The 23,114-nt window shown below is 35.0% G+C and carries 19 protein-coding genes; 18 read left to right on the forward strand and 1 reads right to left on the reverse strand.

The window, feature by feature from the left end; all coding sequences use genetic code 11:
* Nucleotides 1-2: 2 nt before the first annotated feature.
* The 6 genes from Gferi_RS18910 (at nucleotide 3) to Gferi_RS18940 (ending at nucleotide 10,845) form a co-directional block, all read left to right on the forward strand.
* Entirely contained in the window at nucleotides 3-1,121 is a 1,119-nt protein-coding gene (locus Gferi_RS18910) for a UvrD-helicase domain-containing protein (protein WP_069979224.1), read from the forward strand.
* Nucleotides 1,122-1,245: 124 nt separating this feature from the next.
* Nucleotides 1,246-4,134: a DEAD/DEAH box helicase gene (locus Gferi_RS18915; protein ID WP_083273638.1), complete on the forward strand. Its 2,889-nt coding sequence runs from the start codon at nucleotides 1,246-1,248 to the stop codon at nucleotides 4,132-4,134.
* A 78-nt stretch (nucleotides 4,135-4,212) separates the two neighbouring features.
* The gene (locus Gferi_RS18920; protein ID WP_069979226.1) at nucleotides 4,213-5,091 is read left to right on the forward strand and encodes a hypothetical protein; all 879 of its coding nucleotides are present in this window, start codon (nucleotides 4,213-4,215) and stop codon (nucleotides 5,089-5,091) included.
* 198 nt (nucleotides 5,092-5,289) lie between these two features.
* Nucleotides 5,290-6,291, forward strand: coding sequence for a hypothetical protein (locus Gferi_RS18925; protein ID WP_156782434.1), 1,002 nt, complete (start codon nucleotides 5,290-5,292; stop codon nucleotides 6,289-6,291).
* Nucleotides 6,292-6,450: 159 nt separating this feature from the next.
* A complete protein-coding gene (locus Gferi_RS18930) occupies nucleotides 6,451-9,207 on the forward strand; it encodes an AAA domain-containing protein (protein WP_069979230.1) in 2,757 nt (918 codons plus the stop codon).
* Nucleotides 9,208-9,582: 375 nt separating this feature from the next.
* Nucleotides 9,583-10,845 carry a DUF5677 domain-containing protein gene (locus Gferi_RS18940; RefSeq protein WP_069979235.1) on the forward strand — a complete coding sequence of 421 codons (1,263 nt, stop codon included), beginning with the start codon at nucleotides 9,583-9,585 and terminating at the stop codon, nucleotides 10,843-10,845.
* 734 nt (nucleotides 10,846-11,579) lie between these two features.
* Here Gferi_RS18940 and Gferi_RS18945 read toward each other — a convergent pair.
* Entirely contained in the window at nucleotides 11,580-12,029 is a 450-nt protein-coding gene (locus Gferi_RS18945) for a hypothetical protein (protein ID WP_069979236.1), read from the reverse strand.
* Between the two features lie 178 nt (nucleotides 12,030-12,207).
* On the opposite strand from Gferi_RS18945, the gene Gferi_RS18950 reads away from it, so the two are divergent.
* The 12 genes from Gferi_RS18950 to Gferi_RS19005 all read left to right on the forward strand — a co-directional run bounded on the left by Gferi_RS18950 (nucleotide 12,208) and on the right by Gferi_RS19005 (nucleotide 23,105).
* On the forward strand, nucleotides 12,208-13,263 hold the full coding sequence (locus Gferi_RS18950; protein ID WP_069979238.1) for a hypothetical protein: 1,056 nt from the start codon (nucleotides 12,208-12,210) through the stop codon (nucleotides 13,261-13,263).
* A 238-nt stretch (nucleotides 13,264-13,501) separates the two neighbouring features.
* The gene (locus tag Gferi_RS18955; protein ID WP_069979240.1) at nucleotides 13,502-14,878 is read left to right on the forward strand and encodes a sodium:solute symporter family protein; all 1,377 of its coding nucleotides are present in this window, start codon (nucleotides 13,502-13,504) and stop codon (nucleotides 14,876-14,878) included.
* A 398-nt stretch (nucleotides 14,879-15,276) separates the two neighbouring features.
* Nucleotides 15,277-15,684 carry a DUF2089 domain-containing protein gene (locus Gferi_RS18960; RefSeq protein ID WP_069979242.1) on the forward strand — a complete coding sequence of 136 codons (408 nt, stop codon included), beginning with the start codon at nucleotides 15,277-15,279 and terminating at the stop codon, nucleotides 15,682-15,684.
* A 33-nt stretch (nucleotides 15,685-15,717) separates the two neighbouring features.
* Entirely contained in the window at nucleotides 15,718-16,155 is a 438-nt protein-coding gene (locus Gferi_RS18965; RefSeq protein WP_069979244.1) for an SHOCT-like domain-containing protein, read from the forward strand.
* Entirely contained in the window at nucleotides 16,145-16,486 is a 342-nt protein-coding gene (locus tag Gferi_RS18970; protein WP_156782435.1) for a hypothetical protein, read from the forward strand. The genes Gferi_RS18965 and Gferi_RS18970 overlap by 11 nt, the downstream gene beginning before the upstream one ends.
* 15 nt (nucleotides 16,487-16,501) lie before the next feature.
* The gene (locus Gferi_RS18975; RefSeq protein WP_069979248.1) at nucleotides 16,502-16,849 is read left to right on the forward strand and encodes a phage holin family protein; all 348 of its coding nucleotides are present in this window, start codon (nucleotides 16,502-16,504) and stop codon (nucleotides 16,847-16,849) included.
* Nucleotides 16,850-17,227: 378 nt separating this feature from the next.
* On the forward strand, nucleotides 17,228-17,758 hold the full coding sequence (locus Gferi_RS18980; protein WP_069979250.1) for an RNA polymerase sigma factor: 531 nt from the start codon (nucleotides 17,228-17,230) through the stop codon (nucleotides 17,756-17,758).
* The gene (locus tag Gferi_RS18985) at nucleotides 17,755-19,194 is read left to right on the forward strand and encodes a hypothetical protein (RefSeq protein ID WP_207645767.1); all 1,440 of its coding nucleotides are present in this window, start codon (nucleotides 17,755-17,757) and stop codon (nucleotides 19,192-19,194) included. The genes Gferi_RS18980 and Gferi_RS18985 overlap by 4 nt, the downstream gene beginning before the upstream one ends.
* A gap of 305 nt (nucleotides 19,195-19,499) precedes the next feature.
* A complete protein-coding gene (locus Gferi_RS18990) occupies nucleotides 19,500-20,174 on the forward strand; it encodes a response regulator transcription factor (protein WP_069979252.1) in 675 nt (224 codons plus the stop codon).
* Nucleotides 20,171-21,220 (forward strand): HAMP domain-containing sensor histidine kinase, encoded by a 1,050-nt coding sequence (locus tag Gferi_RS18995; RefSeq protein ID WP_069979257.1) that lies wholly within the window; start codon nucleotides 20,171-20,173, stop codon nucleotides 21,218-21,220. The genes Gferi_RS18990 and Gferi_RS18995 overlap by 4 nt, the downstream gene beginning before the upstream one ends.
* Before the next feature lie 218 nt (nucleotides 21,221-21,438).
* Nucleotides 21,439-22,389, forward strand: coding sequence for an ABC transporter ATP-binding protein (locus Gferi_RS19000; protein WP_069979259.1), 951 nt, complete (start codon nucleotides 21,439-21,441; stop codon nucleotides 22,387-22,389).
* Complete coding sequence (locus tag Gferi_RS19005; protein WP_069979260.1) at nucleotides 22,389-23,105, forward strand: ABC transporter permease; 717 nt, start codon at nucleotides 22,389-22,391, stop codon at nucleotides 23,103-23,105. Before Gferi_RS19000 ends, Gferi_RS19005 begins: the two co-directional genes overlap by 1 nt.
* Nucleotides 23,106-23,114: the final 9 nt, after the last annotated feature.

The following is a 23,114-nucleotide window of genomic DNA, read 5'->3' on the forward strand; positions in this document are numbered from 1 at the left end:
TTATGAAAACAAATAAACTTATTATTGCAGCAGCTGGAGCTGGAAAAACAACATTTCTAGTAAAAGAAGCTCTAAAACAAAGAGAAGGCAATGTTCTTATTACAACGTATACTCAGGCGAATGAAGAAGAAATACGCAAGAAGATTTTTGAAATTAATAAGTGCATTCCTGAAAATATTACGATACAAACATGGTTTTCTTTTTTATTACAACATGGTGTTAGACCATATCAGGGTTGCCTGTGTGAGAGGAAAATAAATGGAATGGTTCTTGTTAACAGCCAATCAGCCGTAAAGTACTCCAAGAATGGTATCCCAGTTTGCTATAAAGAAGAGGATGATTTAGAAAAACACTATTTTACGGAAACATTTAAAATATATTCAGATAAACTCTCAAAATTTGTATTCAAATGCAACCAGAAAAGTAATGGGTCTGTTATTGATAGACTAAGTAGAATTTATTCGCACATTTTTATTGATGAGGTTCAAGATTTAGCTGGCTACGATTTAGAGTTAATAAAACTACTTCTTAATAGTACTTCAAATGTGCTTTTAGTCGGTGATCCTCGGCAAGTGACTTATCTTACACACAACGAAAAAAAGCATGCAAAATATAAGGACGGTAAAATAAAGGATTTCATTAAGAATGAATGTTATAAAAGTAATTGTGAAATTGATGAAGAGACTTTGAATTTATCCCATAGAAATAACGAACTAATTTGTAAATTTTCATCGAAACTCTATCCCAATTTTAGAATTTGCAGATCAAATCAAAAAGAAACTACAACACATGATGGTATTTTCTTAGTAAAGAAACAAGATATTGAAAAGTATTTGGAGATATATAATCCAGTGCAATTACGAGATAACATAAAAGTAGAACTTAATAAAGATTATAAAGCAATAAATTTTGGTGACTCTAAAGGATTAACATTTGAAAGAGTTCTTATTTATCCTACAAAACCATTTCTTGATTGGGTAAAAAATAATAATAATGAGTTGAAATCAATAAGTCGTTCAAAATTCTACGTTGCTATCACAAGAGCTAAGTATAGCGTTGGTATTGTTTATGATTATAACGATGAAACTGATATTGATGGAATCGAGAAATTTGTTGTATAAAGATATTTATAAATTAAATTTTGTTTCTAAGATAGCCTAGCATTATCTATAGAACAGCACAATTTGTCTATAATGGGAAGCTAAGTAGGGACTTTATGTGTTTCAACTTTTAGGGGGTAGAGGTATGGGAAACTACTTTAATAAACAGTATACAAACTTAAGGTTTTCTAAAGAGTCAAACACGACTTCTGGGTTGAGAAATGCACAGATTGGTGCGATTCATGCAATTTCATCTTTCTTTACACTTCATAAAAACAAAGCGGCTGTTATTGTAATGCCAACAGGTTCAGGCAAGACAGCAGTTTTAATGATGACCCCGTACGTTGTTGGAAGCGAAAAAGTACTTATTGTTACTCCAAGTGTAATGGTACGTGGACAAATTGTTGAAGATTATTCTTCTTTAAAAACCTTGTGTAGAGCTGTGGTATTTAGAGATGGTGTAAAAAAGCCTACTGTTTACGAGATGAAGCATACTTATTGTGATGACATGTTAGTAGACATAAATGAAGCTGATGTTGTTGTAGCAACACCTCTATGTGCGTTATCACTTTCTTCAGTAGAAAATGTTCGTGTGAAGTTCGATATTATTTTGGTTGACGAAGCTCATCATGTACCTGCAAAAACTTGGGAACAGATTCTAGTCAATATGAACGCAGCAAAACATGTTCTCTTTACGGCTACACCATTTAGATTAGATAGAAAAGAAATAAAGGGCGAAATGATTTATACATACCCTTTGTCTATGGCGTATAGTGATGGTATTTTTGGAGAAATTGAATATATTCCCATAGATGAAGAGCCTAATAAAGACTATTTAATTGCAAAAAAGGCTGAACGTGTCTTTTTCTCTGACCGGGAATTGGGATATGATCATTATTTAATGGTTAGAACAAATACAAAAGAAAAGGCAAAAGAGCTAGAAGAGCTTTATTCACAGGAAACTGCCTTATCACTGAAACGCATTGATAGTTCAATGAGTAACAGTACGATAAAAAAATGTATAAATGAATTGAGAAATAAAAGCTTAGATGGCATCATTTGTGTTGATATGCTTGGTGAAGGGTTTGACTTTCCGAATTTGAAGATAGCGGCTATTCACTCCCCGCACAAATCTTTGGCAAGTGCCTTACAGTTTATTGGAAGATTTGCAAGGACAAATGCTGAAAATATAGGAACCGCAAAGTTTATTGCAATGAACGATAGTGAACTTCTAATAGAAAACACTGCAATGTATACAAATGATGCCATTTGGCAAGACATTATTATTGACTTAAGTGAAAACAAAGCAAAGGAAGAAGAGCAGTCAAAGGAGTACTTTAAAGGGTTTAGAAGAAATGCTAATTCTGGTACGGACGCTAATGATGAGATATCATTACATAGTATACGACCTAATGGACATGCAAAAATATATAGAGTGTCTGGCTTTGATATTTCGGCATCATTTCCAGATGCATGCAACGTATCTGAAGATGTTTTAATTAATGAAAACGACAACACTGTTGTCGGAATCGGAAAAGAATGTATTCCACCCAAATGGACCATGAACGACAATTTGGTTAACATTAATAATGTTCTGTACATAGTGCATTACCAAGCTAAATGCAACCTGCTATATATCTATTCTCAAACCAAAACTGAAGCGATATATGAATCAATAGCAAATGCATTTTGTGATTCTTTCAACAAAATACCGAAGTATCAGATGAATAGAGTTCTTGGTGATTTGAAAGAATTTGAAATATTTAATTCAGGAATGCAAAATAGATACGTTGAGTCAGGAGAATCATATCGAATATCTGCAGGGTCGGATGTGAGTGCTGCAATTGACCCAGTTACGGGTAAGTTATATTCCCCAGGGCATGTATTTTGTAAAGCATCCTCTGAAGATAGTGAAATTACTATCGGGTATAGTAGTGGATCAAAGATGTGGAGTAGCACCTATTTTACTATTCCACAGTATGTAAAATGGTGTGACTTTAACGGAAAAAAAATTGTCAACCCAGACATGAAGGTGAAGACAAATACAAACTTTGATTTTCTTCCCATGCCGATGCAACTGACAAAATATCCAGACAATATATTTATTTGTGATTATGATGCAGACACCTATAGTTCGCCACCTGTTATAAAAAAAGCTAATGAAGAAGGTTTTAAAAATATCCTGACAGACATTTGCCCTAAAATTGTCAGCATTACTCACGGAACGGTTATAGTAGAATTCTGTTTTGCTGATATGTATGAACAAATTCTTTGTGATATAAACGGTAATTACACATCGGCAAATCCACAGATTATGCTTGTGGATGGCAGAGAGATAATGCATTTAGTTGAATATCTAAATGAGTATCCATTGTCTTTTAAAACAACTGATGATGTGCTTATACAAGGCATCGAGTATTTACGGGGGAATGCTGATGCTATTGTATTCTCTTCGGACAACATAAAAGGAATTGATTGGGATTATTATGGAACCAATCGGAGAATTGAGGTAAACGACCCTGTGTACCATCCAACAGGCATTTCAATTCAAACAACTGTTGAACAACTTCTGACAGATGATGTAGATAACAAGTATATCATATATGACCATTCAAGTAGTGAAATAGCGGACTATATTACCATTAAAGAAAGTGAATTTACACTTGAGGCAACACTTTATCATGTTAAGAAAATGTCTGCTCAAACCTATAATAGTAGTGTTGATGATGTATACGAAGTTTCTGGACAGGCTGTTAAGTCTACTATTTGGTTAAAAACTAAACCAGGCTTTATCAGTAAAATAAAGGATAGAAGGAGAAGTGGCCATTGCAATTTTTTTGTTGGAGATTATGAGCATTTTAAGCTGACCATGAAACAGAACAAACAATTGATTGGCAAAATAGTGATTGTTCAACCATCGATAAGTAAAGGTAAACCGATGCCTGATAAAATACAGCAGGTTTTAGCAGCAACTAATTTTTACATAAATAATTCCGGCAAGGTAAAATCGTTGACAATTTGGGGTAGTATATAAAACATTACTAATGTTGTATTAATACAACAGCCAGTCTATGTCGGTGGAGTTAAACTATTATGAAGGGGAGTATGGGTTATGTATTATAACCTTATTGTTTATGGTGATTGTGAAGCACTAAACGGAGAGCCAATCATTTTGGACGTTAGCCGATGTGTTAAAGAGTACACAGATCAAGAAGTACAAGAAAAATATAGTGATTTAACTGAAACCAATATTCAAGAAATAAAAAGATTTCCGTGCGTCTTTGCTTACGAAGACTATTGTAAGCAAGACCCTAAGTTTGGTTTGATTAGAGATATTGTTAAGAGAAAAGATAAAGTTAAGATTGAATATGAATTAATCAAACTGGAAAAATTTATATCGTTCGAAGATTTAAAAGAAATGGCTTTTGAACTTGATATTGGGTCTTGGGAGATGAATAGGACACATTGGGCTATAAAGAATGTTAATCTGGCTAAGGAACTTTTAGTGAGGAAAATAAAGCTACCGTATTGGGTTCAAATGGATTCCAAAGCTGTGGACATATCAAAACATTATTTTGATGTTGCGCTATCTTTTCCAGGTGAAGTTAGAAAATTTGTAGAATCAGTAGTTGCTGAAATTGAAGCTATAATCGGACCTAATTCATATTTTTATGATAATAACTATTTAGCCCAATTGGCACGGCCAAATTTAGATATATTATTACAAGATATTTATGGGAAAAGGTCAAAACTTCTCGTTATTTTTATTGGGGAGAAATATCAACTGAAGGACTGGTGTGGAATTGAGTTTCGAGCAATAAAAGAAATTCTTAATAAACGAGAAGATGACCGTATTATGTTGATTAAAATGGATGATGGACAGGTTGATGGAATAAAAAGCTATGATGGATATATAGACGGAAGAATATATGATGTGAAAACAATAGCAAGAGGTATTAAAGAAAGATTAGATATTTTGAACGCAAAATAGGTAATTATTATTGGAAAATTAAAAAACGGTTATTTACTAAACATAATCATTTAAATAGTTTTAGTAAATAACTAGGGAAGTACAACTACATTGGATTAGGCTAATAATGGGAAGCTATGAAAAAAATTATTGCATTAGTGTAGATTAACAGAGATGTTTTGAAGGGAATAAACTATATAGAAAGGTAAAAGTAAACTCATGAGTGAACTTGATATGTGTCACGTCCAAACAATGGAAGAAATTTTAACAACAGGTAAATCACAATTTATGAGTGATCACTATTTTATCAAAGCAAAAAAAGCATATGAATTATGTTTAACATTTTTGTGGATTGAAGAAAAATTTAATATTATTTCAGAAAATTACCTTGAATGGGAGAAGGAAATTTTCGATATTTATAATTTTATTTTAGAAAATACTAATGATAAACAAGAAAGTGATCAAATAATTAAAACACAAGGGAAAAAGAGTATAGTGATGTTAAATCGGAGACTCGCAAATATTTTAGGCAGTATACGGATGTATAGAGATCAAGTATCTCATGATTTATCTACAATAAGTAAGATGTTAGAATTAGAAAACCTTGAAAAAGATTTTAAGGAAGAAACAAACAATCAGTATGATAAATCAATTGGGTATCAAATTATGGAGTTTATTAGAAATTATATGCAACATCAAGGAATGATAATTGAAAAGTTAACAGCAATTGTGCCATTTTTTAATAGAAATCAATCTACTGAATTTCTTTTCTTTGCAGAAGTAGATTATAAAAGAATTAAAGAAATTAAAGGCTTTAAAAATAAAATTAAGTTGATAAATGAGATAGATACTAACTTGGAATGGATTAACGTTGTTGAATTAGTGCGTCAATATTTTAATGGTATAATAGAGCTTCATAGCTGTTATCGAAAAATTACAAATACAATATTTGATGAGGCTATTGAAAACATTAGACATATTATTGGATTACATTATAATTATAATGTTATTAATCAAGTAGCATTTTTAGCCAAAAAATGTGATAATACCTATAAAGATTTTTTATTTCAAAAGTGTTTTATAGATGATGTAGTTAATTATCGACAGGCAGATATTGCTCCATCTACAAACAAATATTATTTAAACAGAAAATCATATATAAGTTCAAATAGAAACTTAGCTAACTCAATACGGCTTGATATAAGATATAACATGGTATAAATGCTTGGAGTTTACTTCCCATTATCCATATATTGAGAAGATTATTTTGACTTCTAACTTGTTTGGAATTCCTTTATTTAAAGCTAAAATCAAAGGGTTTTCTGAAAATAAAAGGCAAATTGAGTATGTATAATATTTGAAGTTAAGGGATTGAAAAATATGGATCAAGACAAATTTCTTATTATATTAAAAGGTAAGGACAAAACATCAAAGGTTGTATCATATGATATCGAGGGTTCAAGCGTGGATATAGAGTTTCTAGGTGGGGCAGAACCATATACCTATAGTATTGAAAATGTAGTGATTAAAGAAAATCCAACAGTCATTGATGTAACTAACAAAGCGGTATACTGCAAAGATATACCTATATATGGTATTAAATATATGTTAGATTTTAGTGGAACAGTTAAGATCATATTCAATAAAGAAAAGAGCCAAATATATGATTTTAAATCATTAAGGATTGAGGACAATTCCATAAATACAGATGCTGCCAAGGACATACTAAAATATTGGACGGAAATATCACAGTATACTAATACTGATGATGAGTCAGGTGCATTCCTAAGGAAAGAATATGAGAACCTCAAATTTGTGAGTCTAAATAGCGTATTAGGCTGCTATATAAACAAAGAACCCATAAAGAATTTACCCTTTGATACAAATAATATCATATTTCCTTTCAAATTTAACTTAAGTCAAAAGCAAGCCATGGAAAATGCATTGAAAAGCAATATATCGGTTATAGAAGGCCCTCCGGGAACGGGTAAGACACAAACCATATTAAATATAATAGCTAACCTAGCGATTATGCAGAATAAAACAGTAGCTGTAGTATCGGGTAATAATGCAGCGGTTAAAAACGTTAAGGACAAGCTGGAAAAGGATAAGTATAATTTTTTTGTAGCTCCATTAGGAAACAATAAAAACAAAGAAAGCTTTTTTAGTAATTTACCGCAATATGACATTTCGGATTGGAATAGTGATATTGAGGAAAGTGAATTGTTGGAAAAAATAAATGGATTAAATAGTCATATAAATAACTTATTGGAACTAAACAGGCAAAAAGCGAAAATACAACAAAGATTATCTACATATCTTGTAGAGAAACAGCACTTTGAAATCTATTATAGTAATCAGAAATTAGAGGGAATTAAACGGCTGTCGTTTTATCGTAAAGCTCCAGAAAAGATAATTTCTTTTTTGGTAGACAGCTATTTTGCAAAGGAAAACGGAAAATCGGACAGCATTTTATATAAACTAAAACTATTAGTTAAATATGGATTTACTGACTTCAAGAGTCTAAAAGAAAAAGAAATTGACATTATATTAAATCTACAGAGAGAATACTACAATCTAAAAATCGAATCGTTAGAAAAAGAAAAAGAAGATATACAAAATAAGTTAGATAAAGGATCATTTGATGATTTACTTGAGCAGCATGAAGAATATTCAACAGTTTTGTTTAAGCACAAACTATATAAAAAATATCATGGCAAAAAGATAATGGATTTTAAAATTAATACATATAGAAAGAATTTTGATAAATTCATTGAGACCTTTCCGATTATGCTGAGTACTACGCACTCGCTACGTAACTGTGTACCTGAAAACTATTTATTCGATTACCTGATTATCGATGAGTCATCGCAGGTTGATTTATTGACAGGCGTCTTATCTTTATCTTGTTGTAAAAATGCTATTATTGTAGGAGATATAAAACAATTACCGCAAATAGTAGATCAAGCGATACAAGACAAAATAAGCACAATAGATATTGAAGATATATATAACTATTTTAAGCAGAATATATTGTCTTCCATGCTTTCGCTTTATGGCGATACATTACCTAGGGTTATTCTTAAAGAACATTATAGGTGCCACCCTAAAATAATAGGGTTTTGCAATCAAAAATATTACAATGATGAGTTAATCCCTTTTACTAAGGAAAATGAAGATGATGAGCCTTTAATTCTTTATCGTGCCGCCGAAGGCAATCACATGAGAGATGTAACAAGAGGAGAAAGAAAAGGAAAATTTAATCAAAGGGAATTAGATGTTACAGTAGAGGAAGTGTTGAAAAATCCTAGGCTTTGTGTTGAAGAAATCTCTGATATTGGCTTTACTACTCCTTATAGAAAACAAGTGGAAAAAGCAGATTCCATGCTGGATGATGAAATAGAATGTGATACTATACATAAATATCAAGGTCGCGAAAAACCTGTCATGATTATGTCTACAGTTCTAGATAATTCCCGTTCTGGCAAGATCGGTATTCCATTTGTTGATGATCCATGCAAAATAAATGTTGCTGTATCGAGAGCTCAAAAACAATTTGTATTAGTTACGCATAACTGGTTATTCAATGAATTTGGAAAAGAAGTTAGCGATCTAATTCGATATATGGAGTACAATACCTTGGATGAAAACATTATAGACAGTGAAATTGTTTCTGTATTTGATCTGTTATATAAAGAATATTCGGACAAGCTTATATCATTTAAAAGTAGATTGACTCAAAATTCAAAATATCAATCGGAAAATATAATGTGGACACTTTTAAATGATATTGTAAGTGAAGATAGATATAATAGTCTTGAATTTACTACGCAAGTATTTCTAAAGAATTTATTAAACAATACGGACAGACTTAACAATGCGGAACTAAACTATGTGAATCGAAATGCATCAGTTGATTTTGTAGTTTACCATAAACTAAATAAACAACCGATCTTAATAGTTGAAGTAGATGGATTTACTTTCCATGAAAATAATCCTGAGCAATTAGAAAGAGATAAAATAAAAAATAGCATTTTAAGTAAATATGACTTGCCCCTTATAAGGCTTGCAACTACAGGCAGTGGCGAAGAAGCGAAGGTAAAGAATAAGTTGGATGAGCTATTGAATAATGATTAAGTGCATATGCTTGTATATGAAAATATATGAAATACAAGGGGGGCACTTCAAGCCACCCTTGCGTGCTTTCTTTAGTTCTGGGAATGAAGTGGTCGATAAAATGAAAGAGTTTAGCAATAGGCATTCAGATAAATTGTTATCTGTAGAGGGATATTTGAATGTAGATATAAATGACGAGGGACGGGGGTAGTGGCAACAGGAATGTCAGTAACTCCACCCCTTCGACATGTTGTTAATTTAATAGCAGTGCAAATATTTAAATACCCTCTCCTAAATATCTTTTAAATGTTAACTCATATTTTCAAGCTAAATTTATCTTTGAATTTTTATTTCATTAGTTCGTATATAAATAATCACAAATAATAGGAGGCATAAATGAAAAAAGTTAAAGTGCCAAGAAATATTCCTTGCCCATGCGGAAGCAATCTAAAGTATAAGAATTGCTGTCTTCATCAAAATATTCAGTGGGGTATTAATTCTAATGGGGGCTACTATAGACTATTTTCGTTAACTGATAACATTGATGCAATAGAAGAAGTATCTCTAGCTTTTGATATGCAAGCACAAAGGTTTAGAGAAATAATGGGGAGAGAGCCTTATGATGATGATTATATATTTTTTGACAAAAACGCTTATTGCGTAGAAGAAAGTCTAAATAATATTAGCGATGCAATGAAAGAAATAGGTCTTGACCCTGAGCTGGTTTATGCAGTAAAAAAAACCGGTATGTTTGTTACCGATTATAATAAAAGTTTATTTACTGGTAAGGAAATACAAGAATGGAACGAGGCTATTAATGAGTACTACACTTCACATAAGGAATCTGAAACAAATAATATGCAAATAAAAGAATTATATAACGAATTAGTATCAATTATTGTTTTATATGGTATTGTTTTAGATAAAAAAGAACAATTTGAATTACCAATACAAGAGATGACTAGGTTTTCATATAATGAATATGTTTTATACTGTTTAGCAAAATCTCTGAAAACTATAAAAACCATCATGGGCAATATTGAAAGAGGGTTTAAAGAAGATTCTTTTATTCTTGTAAGATCATTATACGAAAATTACTTATTTATCATTTATAGTTTTAATGAACCAGAAAAAATCCAAGAATTTATTCAAGCCAAAATTGGTCTTGATCAGGGTACTTATGTTTATGCTAAAAACAAAAAAGGCGAAGATAATAAAAGAATAATTAAGGAGAAGTCTACTGGAAAAGAAGTAAAAGGTTTTATTACTGCATATGATATTGCTTCTTCAAGCAAATACAATGAAGATATATTATTATTTGATCATATATACGCGTTTTTATCTCAATACACACATCCAGATATTAATTCGATTGAAAATTATTTAAAAGAGAACAAATTTGATGGAACAGTTACAAGTAATACTGAAATCGTTGCTATTTTAACGATTTTTTTTGCCAGCTTAATATTAGCAGAGTTGCTAAATCTAAAGCATATTAATGAAATCGTTCAAGATGACATTATCAGAATTAATGACAGAATTAATAATCAATTGAAAATATATTTATCAAAAAATGCTGTTATGATTAAAGAAAATGATATTAGTGATATTATGATAGCGAGAGTCAACGATAGTCATCTTCAGAAAAATAACGGATAAAAATAAAATTACACAACCGCAGACCAGCTAACTGATGTCAAGAAAACTTTCACAATAATTGTTTACTGAAAAAGGGCACGCTAATTAGCCCTTTTTATAATACGAATATTCTTCAAAGGGTTATAGTAAAATATCCAGTGTAGTTTTTATCTTAGGCCACTATCTTCATATTAGCTTGATGCATCTTGACCTGTTCCTCGGGTGTGATTAGAATACAGGGACAGGTACTTCGATTCAAGTAAAAAGATATAAATCGAGGTACCTGTCCCTGTATTCGAAGACCGATCCTGTATTTAGTTCCTTGAGAACCATGATTTTGAGAAATAAAAATGTCTAGGCAAGGACAATAAGGAATCAAAAAAATTAATAATAGTTTCTTTAAAATAGTCCCATAGTTTTTGATAAAAAACAAACTAGTCCCATACTTTGTGATTATCAGTCCCATTCTTGTTGATAATTTAATTGAAAAACCCCATAGTTTAGTAGATATAGTCCCAAACTATATGAGAACCCATACGAGTTATGTAGACGAAAATGTGAGAAGTTGAATGGAAAGTTGTGGATAAAATACAGAGTATTCTGTTTTTATCCACAACTTTTTTAATGCAATTATTCCTTTTTGTAGTCAAACCGTTTCTTTGTCGCGTGATTATGTTTGAAGGTGGATAAAAAACTGCCTTAGCTGACCAAGTTAAAGAGCATACTATCTAGTGATAGGAGCTATATAATTTATTTTATCGTGCAAGTCTGTTTAGGACTTTAACAATATTCATATCTTTGCTATAGGAGTTTATATCTCCATGTGCCCAGCAAGTCCTCGCTGAATCTTCAAATATTGCTATCCAATCCTGTTTATGGGTATCGCTATACTTGTTAAGCAAATAGGTATTATCCATGCCATCTGGAACTGGAAGCTTTGAAAGATCTAATGTCAATAATGAATGCTCAAAAAGAGTAATTTCAACGGCTTCAAATAATTTGTCAGTGATTTCTGTCAATTCTTTAAAGGTAACATTCCTAATGTCATATTTTCCGCTAAGCTCTTTATAAACATCATTGCTTTCATTGATTTTGCTGCTTTTTTCAATATTGTTGATTTGAAAATCACCCTCTTTTTTTACCTTATCATTTTGGATAGGCTGGTAGCTGTAAAGATAATTACTATTTACTCCACGAATACGCAAATAAACCTCCTCCTTAATTTTGAAACAATAAATTACATATATTGGTAACCTCTTTATTATCGGAAAAATTAAACAAGGATTTATAGGCAAAAAGCCAGAAATGTTCAATTTAAACCTGAAATCAGTCAGTAATAAAAAAATTCACCCTGGCATAGATAATTAAGGGGTGATTGTTGGTATGGTAATATTATTAAGACGGCTTAAATTTTACTTGATAGTAATTTTAGTATTAGCAATTGCATCGGTGTTTGTATGGATGATAATTTCGAATAAAAACAAAACAGTTCAAACTGTAATGGGTGGATATATCCATACCAATAATAAGCCGGAAGGGGAAGTTACACAAGTTGTATTTAATTCTGATGAAATAAATGATGATGCGGAACGCTTCCAGCGTCCTTCGAAGGAACCTGCATTAAAGCTGAAATATACTGCAAAAGACTTTATTGATCATTTAGAAGAACCGCCCTATATTCAAACAATCTTTCAGACACCGGAAGATGTAATTCAAGCCTATTATGCCATCTTAAAGGATGCAGCCAATATGAATGGATATCATGGCGGATGTGGTACCATAGGGTGGGCAAAAATTCCGTATCCATATGCTTATGAACTTCTAACGAAGGATGTCCAACAGAAAATGCCTTTAGAGAAGTTTGTAGAATCCTTTGCAGGGATTGGACACATGACTCTACTTAAGCTCTATCCTGCATACCAGCCTCCCGGCACTGCTGATAACATTAAATTCTATATGGTGGAAATTGAAGTCATTACAGGTCCGCCTTATAAAGGGCATGAAGATAATCAATTGCAACCCAGTTTTTTTGCTTATTATTATGGGCTTATCACAACGGAAAAAACACCTTCTAATGGCTGGAAAATTAAATCGATCGATTATGTTCCTGAAGATTTTCTGTGCCATCCCTTTCACCACTGGGATTATGATGCCAAGTTTCTGGTGAAAATTGTCTATCAAAATTGGTATGGCCTTATTGACGAAATAGAAAAGGTTGAAAAGGATGATTCAATGGTATATGTCTTTGCTTCTGGAAGTGGTCATAAGTACAGGTTTGATTTTGTAAGAATTACAAATGGTGATGATGTCCTATTGCATGAAAATATACTGGAAAATGGACAATGGAAAGAAGTAAACCTGTTAAAAGAAGAACATCAAGTTTATAAGTTTTCTATTTTAAATCCGAATTTAAAGCAATACAATCAAAATAGCAGATAGTGTTAAGTACCATCTGCTATTTTCTTTCCAGACAAGGGGACGGTTCCTTTGTCTGGCTTAATCATTGTCTTAAACCTTCTTGGGGGAAGAAAGCCGTAAAAATTATAATGAAGTTTGATAGAAAAATGTGATAGTATAGTGGGTGTAAGGCTGCTTTGAGCATAAAAGGGCAGTTTATCGCTTGTGCCTGGGAAAATAAATGCCAGGCTTTTAATTGACGGGATAGAAGGTGGACAAAATGTTTATATGGAGTGCCCTGGTTACATTGATTATCACAGGGATAGCAGGTTACCTGGGTAAGCTGAAAGTGAATACCTCAAAGGACTTTATCACGGGAGGCAACAAGCTTGGCGTTCTTGGAGTAACCAGTATGCTGATGGGTTCCATTATAGGGGGTGCGTCTACTGTAGGGACGGCCCAAATGGCATACAATAGAGGAATAGGGGCAATATGGTTTATATTGGGATTGAGTATATCGAGTATTTTTCTAGGCCTCATGTATGCCAAACAAGTAGAGCAGGAGAATCATGAAACGATTCCCCATATCCTGGGTCAAACCTATGGGAAAAAGGCCAGAACCGCCGCGAGTTTACTCTTGTCAGGGGGAATATTTATTCATATCAATGGGCAGGTTATTGCAGTGATTGCCCTATTTACTGCTATATTTGGTTTAAGTACCTTCTTGTCTGCAGTGATTGTCATAGGCTTATTGGTGGTCTATGTGATCTTTGGGGGATTTTGGGGTGGAACCTTAGTGGGATCTGTGAAAACAGTTTTGTTGTATAGTACCAGCCTAATCAGCGGATATATACTTTTCTTTCATCTAAAAGGAGGTTCGGAAATACTGGCATACTTTCCGAAGGAGCCATGGTTTAATCTTTTTAGCAGCGGCATTGCCAATGATCTGGCCTCAGGTATTGCCACCGTAGTAGGGGTTCTATCTACCCAGACTTATTTTCAAGCTGTGATTGCAGGGAGAAATAGTAAGGTATCGAGAAATAGTGCCTTTCTGACGGCCTTTCTGGTGTTTCCTATAGGGATTGTATGTACGTCTATTGGTATGTATATGAGAATCCATTATCCCAATATCGTTCCGAGTGAGGCTTTTCCATTGTTTCTGCAAAATCATTTGCATCCGGTGATCGGCGGCATATCTATTGCCACTATCCTGATTTCTTCCATTGCCACTGGAGCGGGACTGGCCCTTGGTATGGCCACCATGTTTGTTCGGGATGTGTATAAGGAGATTATTCATCCACAGGCTGGCGATAAACTTCAACTTTACTTACTACGGCTAAGCATTGTTGTTATAGGCTTTATGACATTTGGTATCGTTATGAAAAATCAAGATTCGATGGTATTAGACTGGGGCTTTTTATCCATGATCTTCCGAGCCACACCCATCTTTTTACCCTTGACGGCAGCTATGTTCTTTAAAAACAGGCTGAAAGCAGAAAGCGGCATATATGCAATCATTGGAGGACCTGCTGCCAGTATTCTGTGGATTCTTTTAGGTTATGGAAAAATTACATCGCTGTATATCGGCCTTGGGGCAGGATTTATTATATTGGCTGGTATGAACTTAAGATATGGAGAATTGGGAAAGCAAAGATGATAAAGTTTTCAAGAGATTATGCATGAAGCAGTTATAATCAATATCTATATGAATATAGAAGACAAGATTCTTTCATTGATGCTTAGTTAGATAAATCATACTTTTAAAGGCAGGGAGATTTCGAGAAGTATGTGGATGTTGAGACGGGAGATAAGGTTTTAGAATATAAGTCAGTAAAAAAATACACAGATTTAAATATAAAAAGGTGTAAATTCTTTGCAATAAAAATCAATTTTCATTAATCTTAAAGAAAAATGGAATAAAATCAATATAATTAAATATCAAATTAAAAATATTAATATATAAATTAAAAATATTAATATTTTTATTGACAAAACTGATGAAAAGGTGTATGTTTTAATTAACAGAGAAACGAAAGCCAAAAAGAGGTGATAATAATGAACTATAAGGCGCCGAGCCAATGTCCAATTTGTGAAAACGAATTAATCATAACCGGAATGAGTTGTTCAAGGTGCAAAACCAATATAGAAGGTCAATTCACAGGCTGTAAATTTTGTAAGATTTCTCAAGAACAGCTTGAATTCATTGAGGTTTTTATAAAATGTAGGGGAAGCATAAAGGATGTGGAAAAGGAGCTGGGGATTTCATACCCAACCGTTCGAAACCGACTTGAGGGAGCAATACAAGCTCTAGGATATAGTACTGAGAAAGCAGGGGATCAGGTTGAGGAAAGTAGAAACTCTCAATCTATTAATCAAGAAAAACAGGCAATACTTGATGCTTTGGAAAAAGGAGAAATAAGTTCACAGGAAGCAACTCGGAGACTTCATAAGTTAAAAAAGTAATATTAATCATTTAAATGAAAGGATGGAATTAGAATGGATAATGAAAAGCTTAAGATTTTAGAAATGATTCAGGAGGGAAAACTTTCATCTTCTGAGGCGCTAGAATTACTCAATGCATTACAAGAAGTAGATAATAGAGATGAGAGGTTATCATTGGAAAAAAGCGACACTAAAAAGGAACGGTTTTTAAGAGTGCGGGTATCTGGTAATAATCCAGGAGTTAAAAAAGTAGACGTAAATATCCCTTTAAGCCTAATGAAAATAGCTTCAAAGTTTATTAATCTGGGTATGACAATGATTCCTCAAGAAGCAAAAGAACAAATGGAGCATAAAGGAATCGATGTTTCAAAAATTGATTTTGATGAATTGGTTCAAGCAATTGATCAAGGGCTTTCTGATGGTAAGCTGGTAGATGTTGATGTAGATGATGCTGAACAAGGTAGAATCACGGTAGAGGTTTATGTTGACTAAGTCCAATTTAAGTCAGCTTATGCTGATAAAAATTAAATATAAAAGCGTTATTGGGCTTACGATTCCTATTGCACTATTTCCTATTGATGAGTTAATATCTGCCTTTAAAGATTTGATACTGATTTTACAGAAAGTATTTCCTCTATTGAATGATAGAATGATGAAAGAAAAGCTAAATGAGCTAGGTAAACATATAACTATAGAAAATGTATCTTCTGAGGTAATCTTTGAGCTGATCAAAGAGCTGTTTAATGAAATTCGAAAACATAAGGGTCTAAAGCTCATAGAAGTTGATATGAAGAATCTACAGTTAATGGTGAAATTCTATTAAAAAGGGTGAAAAACCATGAAAAAGCAACAATTAAAGCTATTGACAAACTTTATAGGTGTTTATATTATGACATCAGTATTTTCATGGATTGAATCAGATGGAATCGTTCAAATTATAATATTTGCCAGTACATTATGGTTGATTAACCTTCTTCTAAGGCCGTTGCTACTCTTAGTAACACTACCTATTAATATGCTGACATTAGGTATTTTTAGTTTGATCATTCATACTTGGATGATCATGCTAACAGATATCCTGATAAGAGGCATACACATATCAAGCTTTTGGATATCATTCATGCTGGCAATGCTGATCATAGCAATGAATCTTATTTTAAAAAACTTCATTGAAACAAAAGGATGAAAAAAGCGGCAAAAATATATCTATTTTTAATAACGAACGGCGGCAGAAAGTCTTGACCGGGCATATCAGGCATGCTGAAATTTATCCGGAATATAAGGCGATTTATGGTAGGGATAAAGAACATTAGACGAGAATATAAAAAAATATGAAACAGGAGCTACAAACAAAAGCACAAGGCTTGGGTTATAACAGACCCGCCTTGTGCTTTTGTGCTTTAGGGATTATTAAAAGAAAAAATTTCTTGGGATATGATACAATGGCGTATGAAATAAAAGTTTATGAAAAAATTTTATTAAATTGAGATTTCATGTCACAAAACCGTTATTTGGATTGTTATAAGGGTACAGTCGGCTGATAAACAATCAAAGGAGGAAACTCATGAGCAACACAGAAATAGGACGGCGGTTTGCCACTGGCGGAGAGGATGAAATAGAAGAGATCATCAATCTCTACGGGGAAAAACTGCTTCGGTATGCAACCGTCATGTTGTGCAACTATCAAGAGGCGGAAGATGTGGTACAGGAAGTTTTTCTTTCGGCCTATCAAAGCCGTGCAACTTTTGACGGAGAGAATCTGTCCGCATGGTTGTATAAAATCACATATAACCGTAGCCTAAACAAACTGAAAAGGCGCAGGGTTTTCTATTTTAGCGAAATCCGGGATGAGGTGCTTTCAACTGCTGAGGATATAGGTCTGAGTGACGAGATTCTCTGTGCCCTGAGGCGGCTAAAACCGAAAGAGCGGGCGCTGATTTATGGACGGATTATGGAAGGGCAGAGTTATGAAGAACTCGCACTCCTCTTCGGGCGCTCTCCTGCTACCCTGCGCAAACAATACGAACGGGCCAAAAAGAAGCTGGCAGGCTATTTGACCGCCGGATATTATGGAAAGGAGTCGAACCAAACATGAGAAATATGCATACATTTGACCGGGACGAGCAGAATATACACGATGCGCTTTCCCGAATAACCGTTGACGCAAGCGGGCTTGCCCCGCAGGTCAAAAACCGGCTGAATGAGGAAATTCCCTGTACTGTGCTGTGGCGGGCGCGCAGGTCGCTGGCTGTAGCTGTAGCAATATCGGCGATTTTGCTTATCACTGTGGCGGCTGCAGCACTGGGGAGCTTTGATTGGTTTATTGAGAAAATCAATCCTTCCTTTCGTGAGATCGTTGAGCCGGTTGAGGTCTATTGTGAAGACCAGGGAATCCGCATGGAGGTCATCGGAGCACAAAAGTATGGCAATATGGCGGTTGTCTACCTGTCCCTCCAAGATATAAGCGGACAGAATCGGCTAACGGAGCAGACAGACTTTCGCGATGGGTTCAGCATAAAAATGAATCCGAAGACACAAGAGACATCCGGACAACCAGTCGAGACCGTCGCCAGTAGCATCACATGGAGGAAAAAACTGCTTTATTTAGATGAAGAAAGAAATACTGCTTATTATGAGTTTAATATTGAGGCGGATTCGGATTCCCCGCTTTCCGATCCACTGGAGCTGGGCAGCTTCCTTATATACTTTGATGAAGTAAAATATGAGTATGAGCCGATTTCTCTGTCGCTGTCCGGCATTGGGGAGACTGAGGCTATATCCGTACGGGAAGATCATGTTTGGGGCGGTACGAATGTCCCGGATGACCTTAGCGTACTGGCAGCGGCTCTTACTCCGGGATATTATGCCCCTATGCCACACGGCAAAGAGGATCAGTGGATTTCAAATATTGGTATTTTGGACGGGAAGTTGCATGTACAGATTGGAGGATATTGGAATAAAGAGTTTGGAAGCAGTGATGCGACGCTCTTTCTTATGTCCCCGGATGGAGAATTGATTGAATGGGATTATGAATTAAGATTCCTTGGTGATGCAAATCATCGCCTGTTTGACCTTGAAGAAAATGGTTATAAGGATGCGGTTTACAAATATGATGAAGCTGTTTTTACTGTAGATACGGAAGAAATGAGTGACTACATCCTCTGCTTTACCGGCTTAGTTCATTCTGGTGTGGAAGGCCGCTGGAGGGTAGTGGCAAACCTAAGCGACACCACCCAACAGATGCGTATCTGGACAAACCACATTGTTGTTGAAGATTATCTCTTTGAACATATGACCCTCAGTCCTTTGGGGCTTCAAGTCGTTGGTACCTACAAAGGAGAGGAGTGCATGGCGGGTGGCATGGCTTTGGCAATTGAGACTGTAGATGGCGTTATTATGCTGGAAGGTGGTGGAGGAAGCTATAACTCTCAAAAACAGACTTTTAATTTGCATTGGAACACGGAAAACCCTCTTGATGTTGCAACTGCTACCGCTGTCATTATAAACGGCACCCGTATTCCAGTCAAATAGCGCAAGACAAGGGAACGGTTCTTAAAGGGCTCAATCGGAAGTTTTGCCTATGAAAGAAAACCTAAACATTAGTTAACATCTGCTGTTTGAAAATAGGGGCACAATCCTTCACTGGGAATTGTCTTACGGAAAATTAATTATAAAAAATTAATCTAAGGGTTAAAAGTTGAGGTTCAGTTGATTTTAGAGTGGTAAAGTAAAATGGAATCATTCAAGAGTTTCCCTGAAAGGTCAGTCGAAATTATGGAAGGGAATACAACATTTCTTATGCACCATTCTAAAGAGCCTAACTAGGAGGTGAATTTATGTTTAATATTTTAGTAGTCGAAGATGACGCCAACACACAAAAACTGATCTGTGCTGTCCTAAAGAGGGAAGGTTACAATGCTTTTGCGGCAAGAGATGGTCTCGACGCTTTAAGTATGATGGAAAGACAATATTTTGATTTGGTTATCTTGGATTTGATGATGCCGAGGATGGACGGCTATCAGCTTTGTAAAGAATTACGCGATGTAGGAGAAAATATTCCTATATTAATGATTACTGCCCAACAAGAAATTAAGGATAAACATAGAGGCTTCCTTGTAGGGACAGACGATTACATGACAAAACCCTTTGACGAGCAGGAAATGCTATTTCGCATAAAGGCATTACTACGTCGGGCGCAAATTGTAAATGAGCACAAATTAACAATCGGAAGCACCACTTTGGATTATAACACGCTTACCGCAACTTATGGTGAAGATACCATTACACTTCCACAAAAAGAATTTTATTTACTCTTTAAATTGACGAGTTATCCAAATAAGATTTTTACCCGTGTGCAATTAATGGATGAAATATGGGGCCCCGATACAGAAACCGATGAGCATACTCTGAATGTCCATATGGGCAGGCTGCGGGAAAAATTTAAAAACAACCCTGATTTTGAGATCGTTACTGTGCGGGGACTAGGATATAAGCTGGTGAAACATACATGAAAAAAAGAATGAGTCTTGCTGTTTCACTGGTCGTATTTGTCTTTTTTGTTATGCTCTTATCGGTTGTAATTGGCAGATTATGTACGTATTTATTGAGTTTTGTTTTTGAAGGTAGATTATTGGAAAATGGTCTTTTAGGATTTTTTGCCTTACTCTTAACAAGCGTATCTATTGGAACTTCTATCACTGCTCTCCTAAGCAGGTGGATGGTGAAGCCTGTCCGTAATCTGATTGAAGCCATTGAGGATGTAGCGAAAGGTGATTTTTCGGTTTCGGTTAAGGGCAGCAACATTCCGGAGCTGGAGAGCCTTGCTGCTAGTTTTAATAAAATGGTGCGGGAGCTTGCAGGTATTGAAATGTTACGTACTGATTTTATCAATAATTTTTCACATGAGTTTAAAACACCTATTGTTTCTATTAAGGGTTTTGCGAAACTTTTGAAAGAAGGCGGTTTAATCGGTGAAGAAGCGCAGGAATATTTAGATATCATCATTCAGGAATCCCAAAGATTGGCTGACCTTTCCACAAATGTACTAAATTTATCGAAGGTTGAAAGCACGGAGATCATTCGTGAAAAAGAGGTTTATGCCCTAGATGAGCAAATTCGCAGGGCTATACTTATATTGGAACCCAAATGGAGCGCTAAAAATCTTTCTATAGATGTGGATTTGGAGAGCATAAATATTTATAATAATGCCCCACTACTCCAACAAATATGGGTAAATCTATTGGATAACGCTATCAAATTCACAGATGACGGTGGGAAATTACAAGTCAGTTTAAGACGCATCCATTCATCGATACGGTTTTGTTTGCGGGATAATGGACATGGAATGGACGAGGAAACAAAACAACATATCTTTGACAAGTTTTATCAAGGTGATACATCACATGCAATGATTGGGAATGGACTTGGACTGACGTTGGTTAAAAAAATTGTCAGCCTCTGCAACGGACATATAGAAGTCGAAAGCAGTCTGGGAAAAGGCAGCACCTTCACGGTTTTCTTACCTTTGGAGATGCCGATGGATCATATGCGCGGCTAAAAGCTATTTTTATCATATTTCTTTGAGTAAAAAAGAGCATGCAGACGGATAAATCACGCCATTTGTATGCTTTTTTTATTTGCCGCTATATATGAGAGGCTCTCAAAAATAGTATAATCATGGGATTTAAAAAATTTATTTAAGGGGACTAAAAATTGAGATTGAGTTGATATTCGATTGTTAGAATAAAGCAACTATAAAACGAGGAGTTGAAGACGATGAGTATATTCTCAAAGCAAAAAAACAGTGGAACAGCTGCAATACAAATTGAGGGATTGTACAAAAATTTTGGTGAATATAAGGCATTGAACAATCTGTCGCTGGAGGTGAAACGAGGGGAGATTTTTGGATTTCTGGGACTGAATGGTGCCGGAAAGACAACGACCATAAAAACACTCTTAGGAATGCTCAGACCAACCGCCGGCGAGCTCTACATGTTGGGCGAAAAGGTCGATGCCGGAAACTATAAGTTATGGGATAAGGTTGGGTATTTGGAGGAAGCAACTTTTTATCCTGATTTAACCGTAATCGAAAATCTTGACATAGCACGACGTATGCAAGGGGTATCTGACAAAGAATCCGTAAATCAGGTTATCTGTAAGTTGGGGCTTGAACCGCACCAAAAGAAAAAAGCGAAGAATCTTTCTTTAGGAAACAAACAGCGCTTGGGACTTGCGAAAGCTATGATACACAATCCGGAAATCCTGATTCTGGATGAACCGATAAACGGTCTTGATCCGGCAGGCGTTGCAGAGATACGGAATATGTTATACGACTTAGCGAAAAATTTCGGCGTAACGATTTTTATCTCCAGCCATCTGTTAGAAGAACTCTCAAAAGTTGCCACACGCATTGGGATTATTCACAACGGTAACCTTATTCAAGAAATCGAAATGAATAAGCTGGAACAATCGTTGCAGAAAAACTTAGTGTTAAATGGGCGCGACAAAAATGCCATAAAGCGTGTGCTTAAAGCGCATAGCTATGAATTTGAGGAAACCATGGATGGGCATCTCAAATTAACCGATGGCCACGCAGCAGAGAATCCTGAACAGTTAGCTGAACTGCTCGTTAAATCGAATCAACCGCCAACGCTGCTTCGAGTAGTTACGGAAGATTTGGAAGGCTACTTTCTTCGCACAATTGGTATGGGAAGGGGGAATTTCTAATGAATATTTTTTCTATTCTATATTGTGAACTTCGCAAGATTATCCGCGCTAATGTGTTTTGGCTAGTGTTTCTGGTTTTTGCATTTGGGCCAATCATGATGGGGGTTGGAATTATTTTATCCAGTAATAGCGGGGAAATTAATTGGCAAATGTATTTAACAGAATTGCTTAATAATCTTGCCGCACTGGGACTGATCGGATATACATTTATCGCTGCATGGGTATTTGGCCGGGAGTTTACAGATAAAACGGTTAAGGATTTGCTTGCAAAGCCCGTATCCAGATCACAAATTGTACTATCCAAATTGTTAGTAATTTTAGCATGGAACGTATTGCTTTCGCTCTATATGTTTACCATCGGCCTCGCCGTAGGTGGTGTTTTAGGGCTTACGGGCTGGTCAGCTGACCTTATTTGGAATATTTTCTTTAGATTTATGATAACATCGCTATTGTTTATTGTTGTTACTACACCAGGCACCTTTCTGGCAAATGTTAGTAAAGGATACTTAGCGCCATTAGGGCTCATCCTGGTAATCGTTATTTTCTCAAGTGTAATGGCCTCTTTGGGATTTGCCCCCTATTTTCCATGGACAATCCCTTCAGTTTTTCTGAGCACCGGGTCCCTTCATCTGAGCAGCATCATTATTCTTGCGTCTACGGGAATAGCTGGAATAGTTGGAACCTTTGCTTGGTGGAGATTTGCTGAGCAGCAATAATTTTTCAGA

The organism is Geosporobacter ferrireducens (assembly GCF_001750685.1).
Classification (GTDB): domain Bacteria; phylum Bacillota; class Clostridia; order Peptostreptococcales; family Thermotaleaceae; genus Geosporobacter; species Geosporobacter ferrireducens.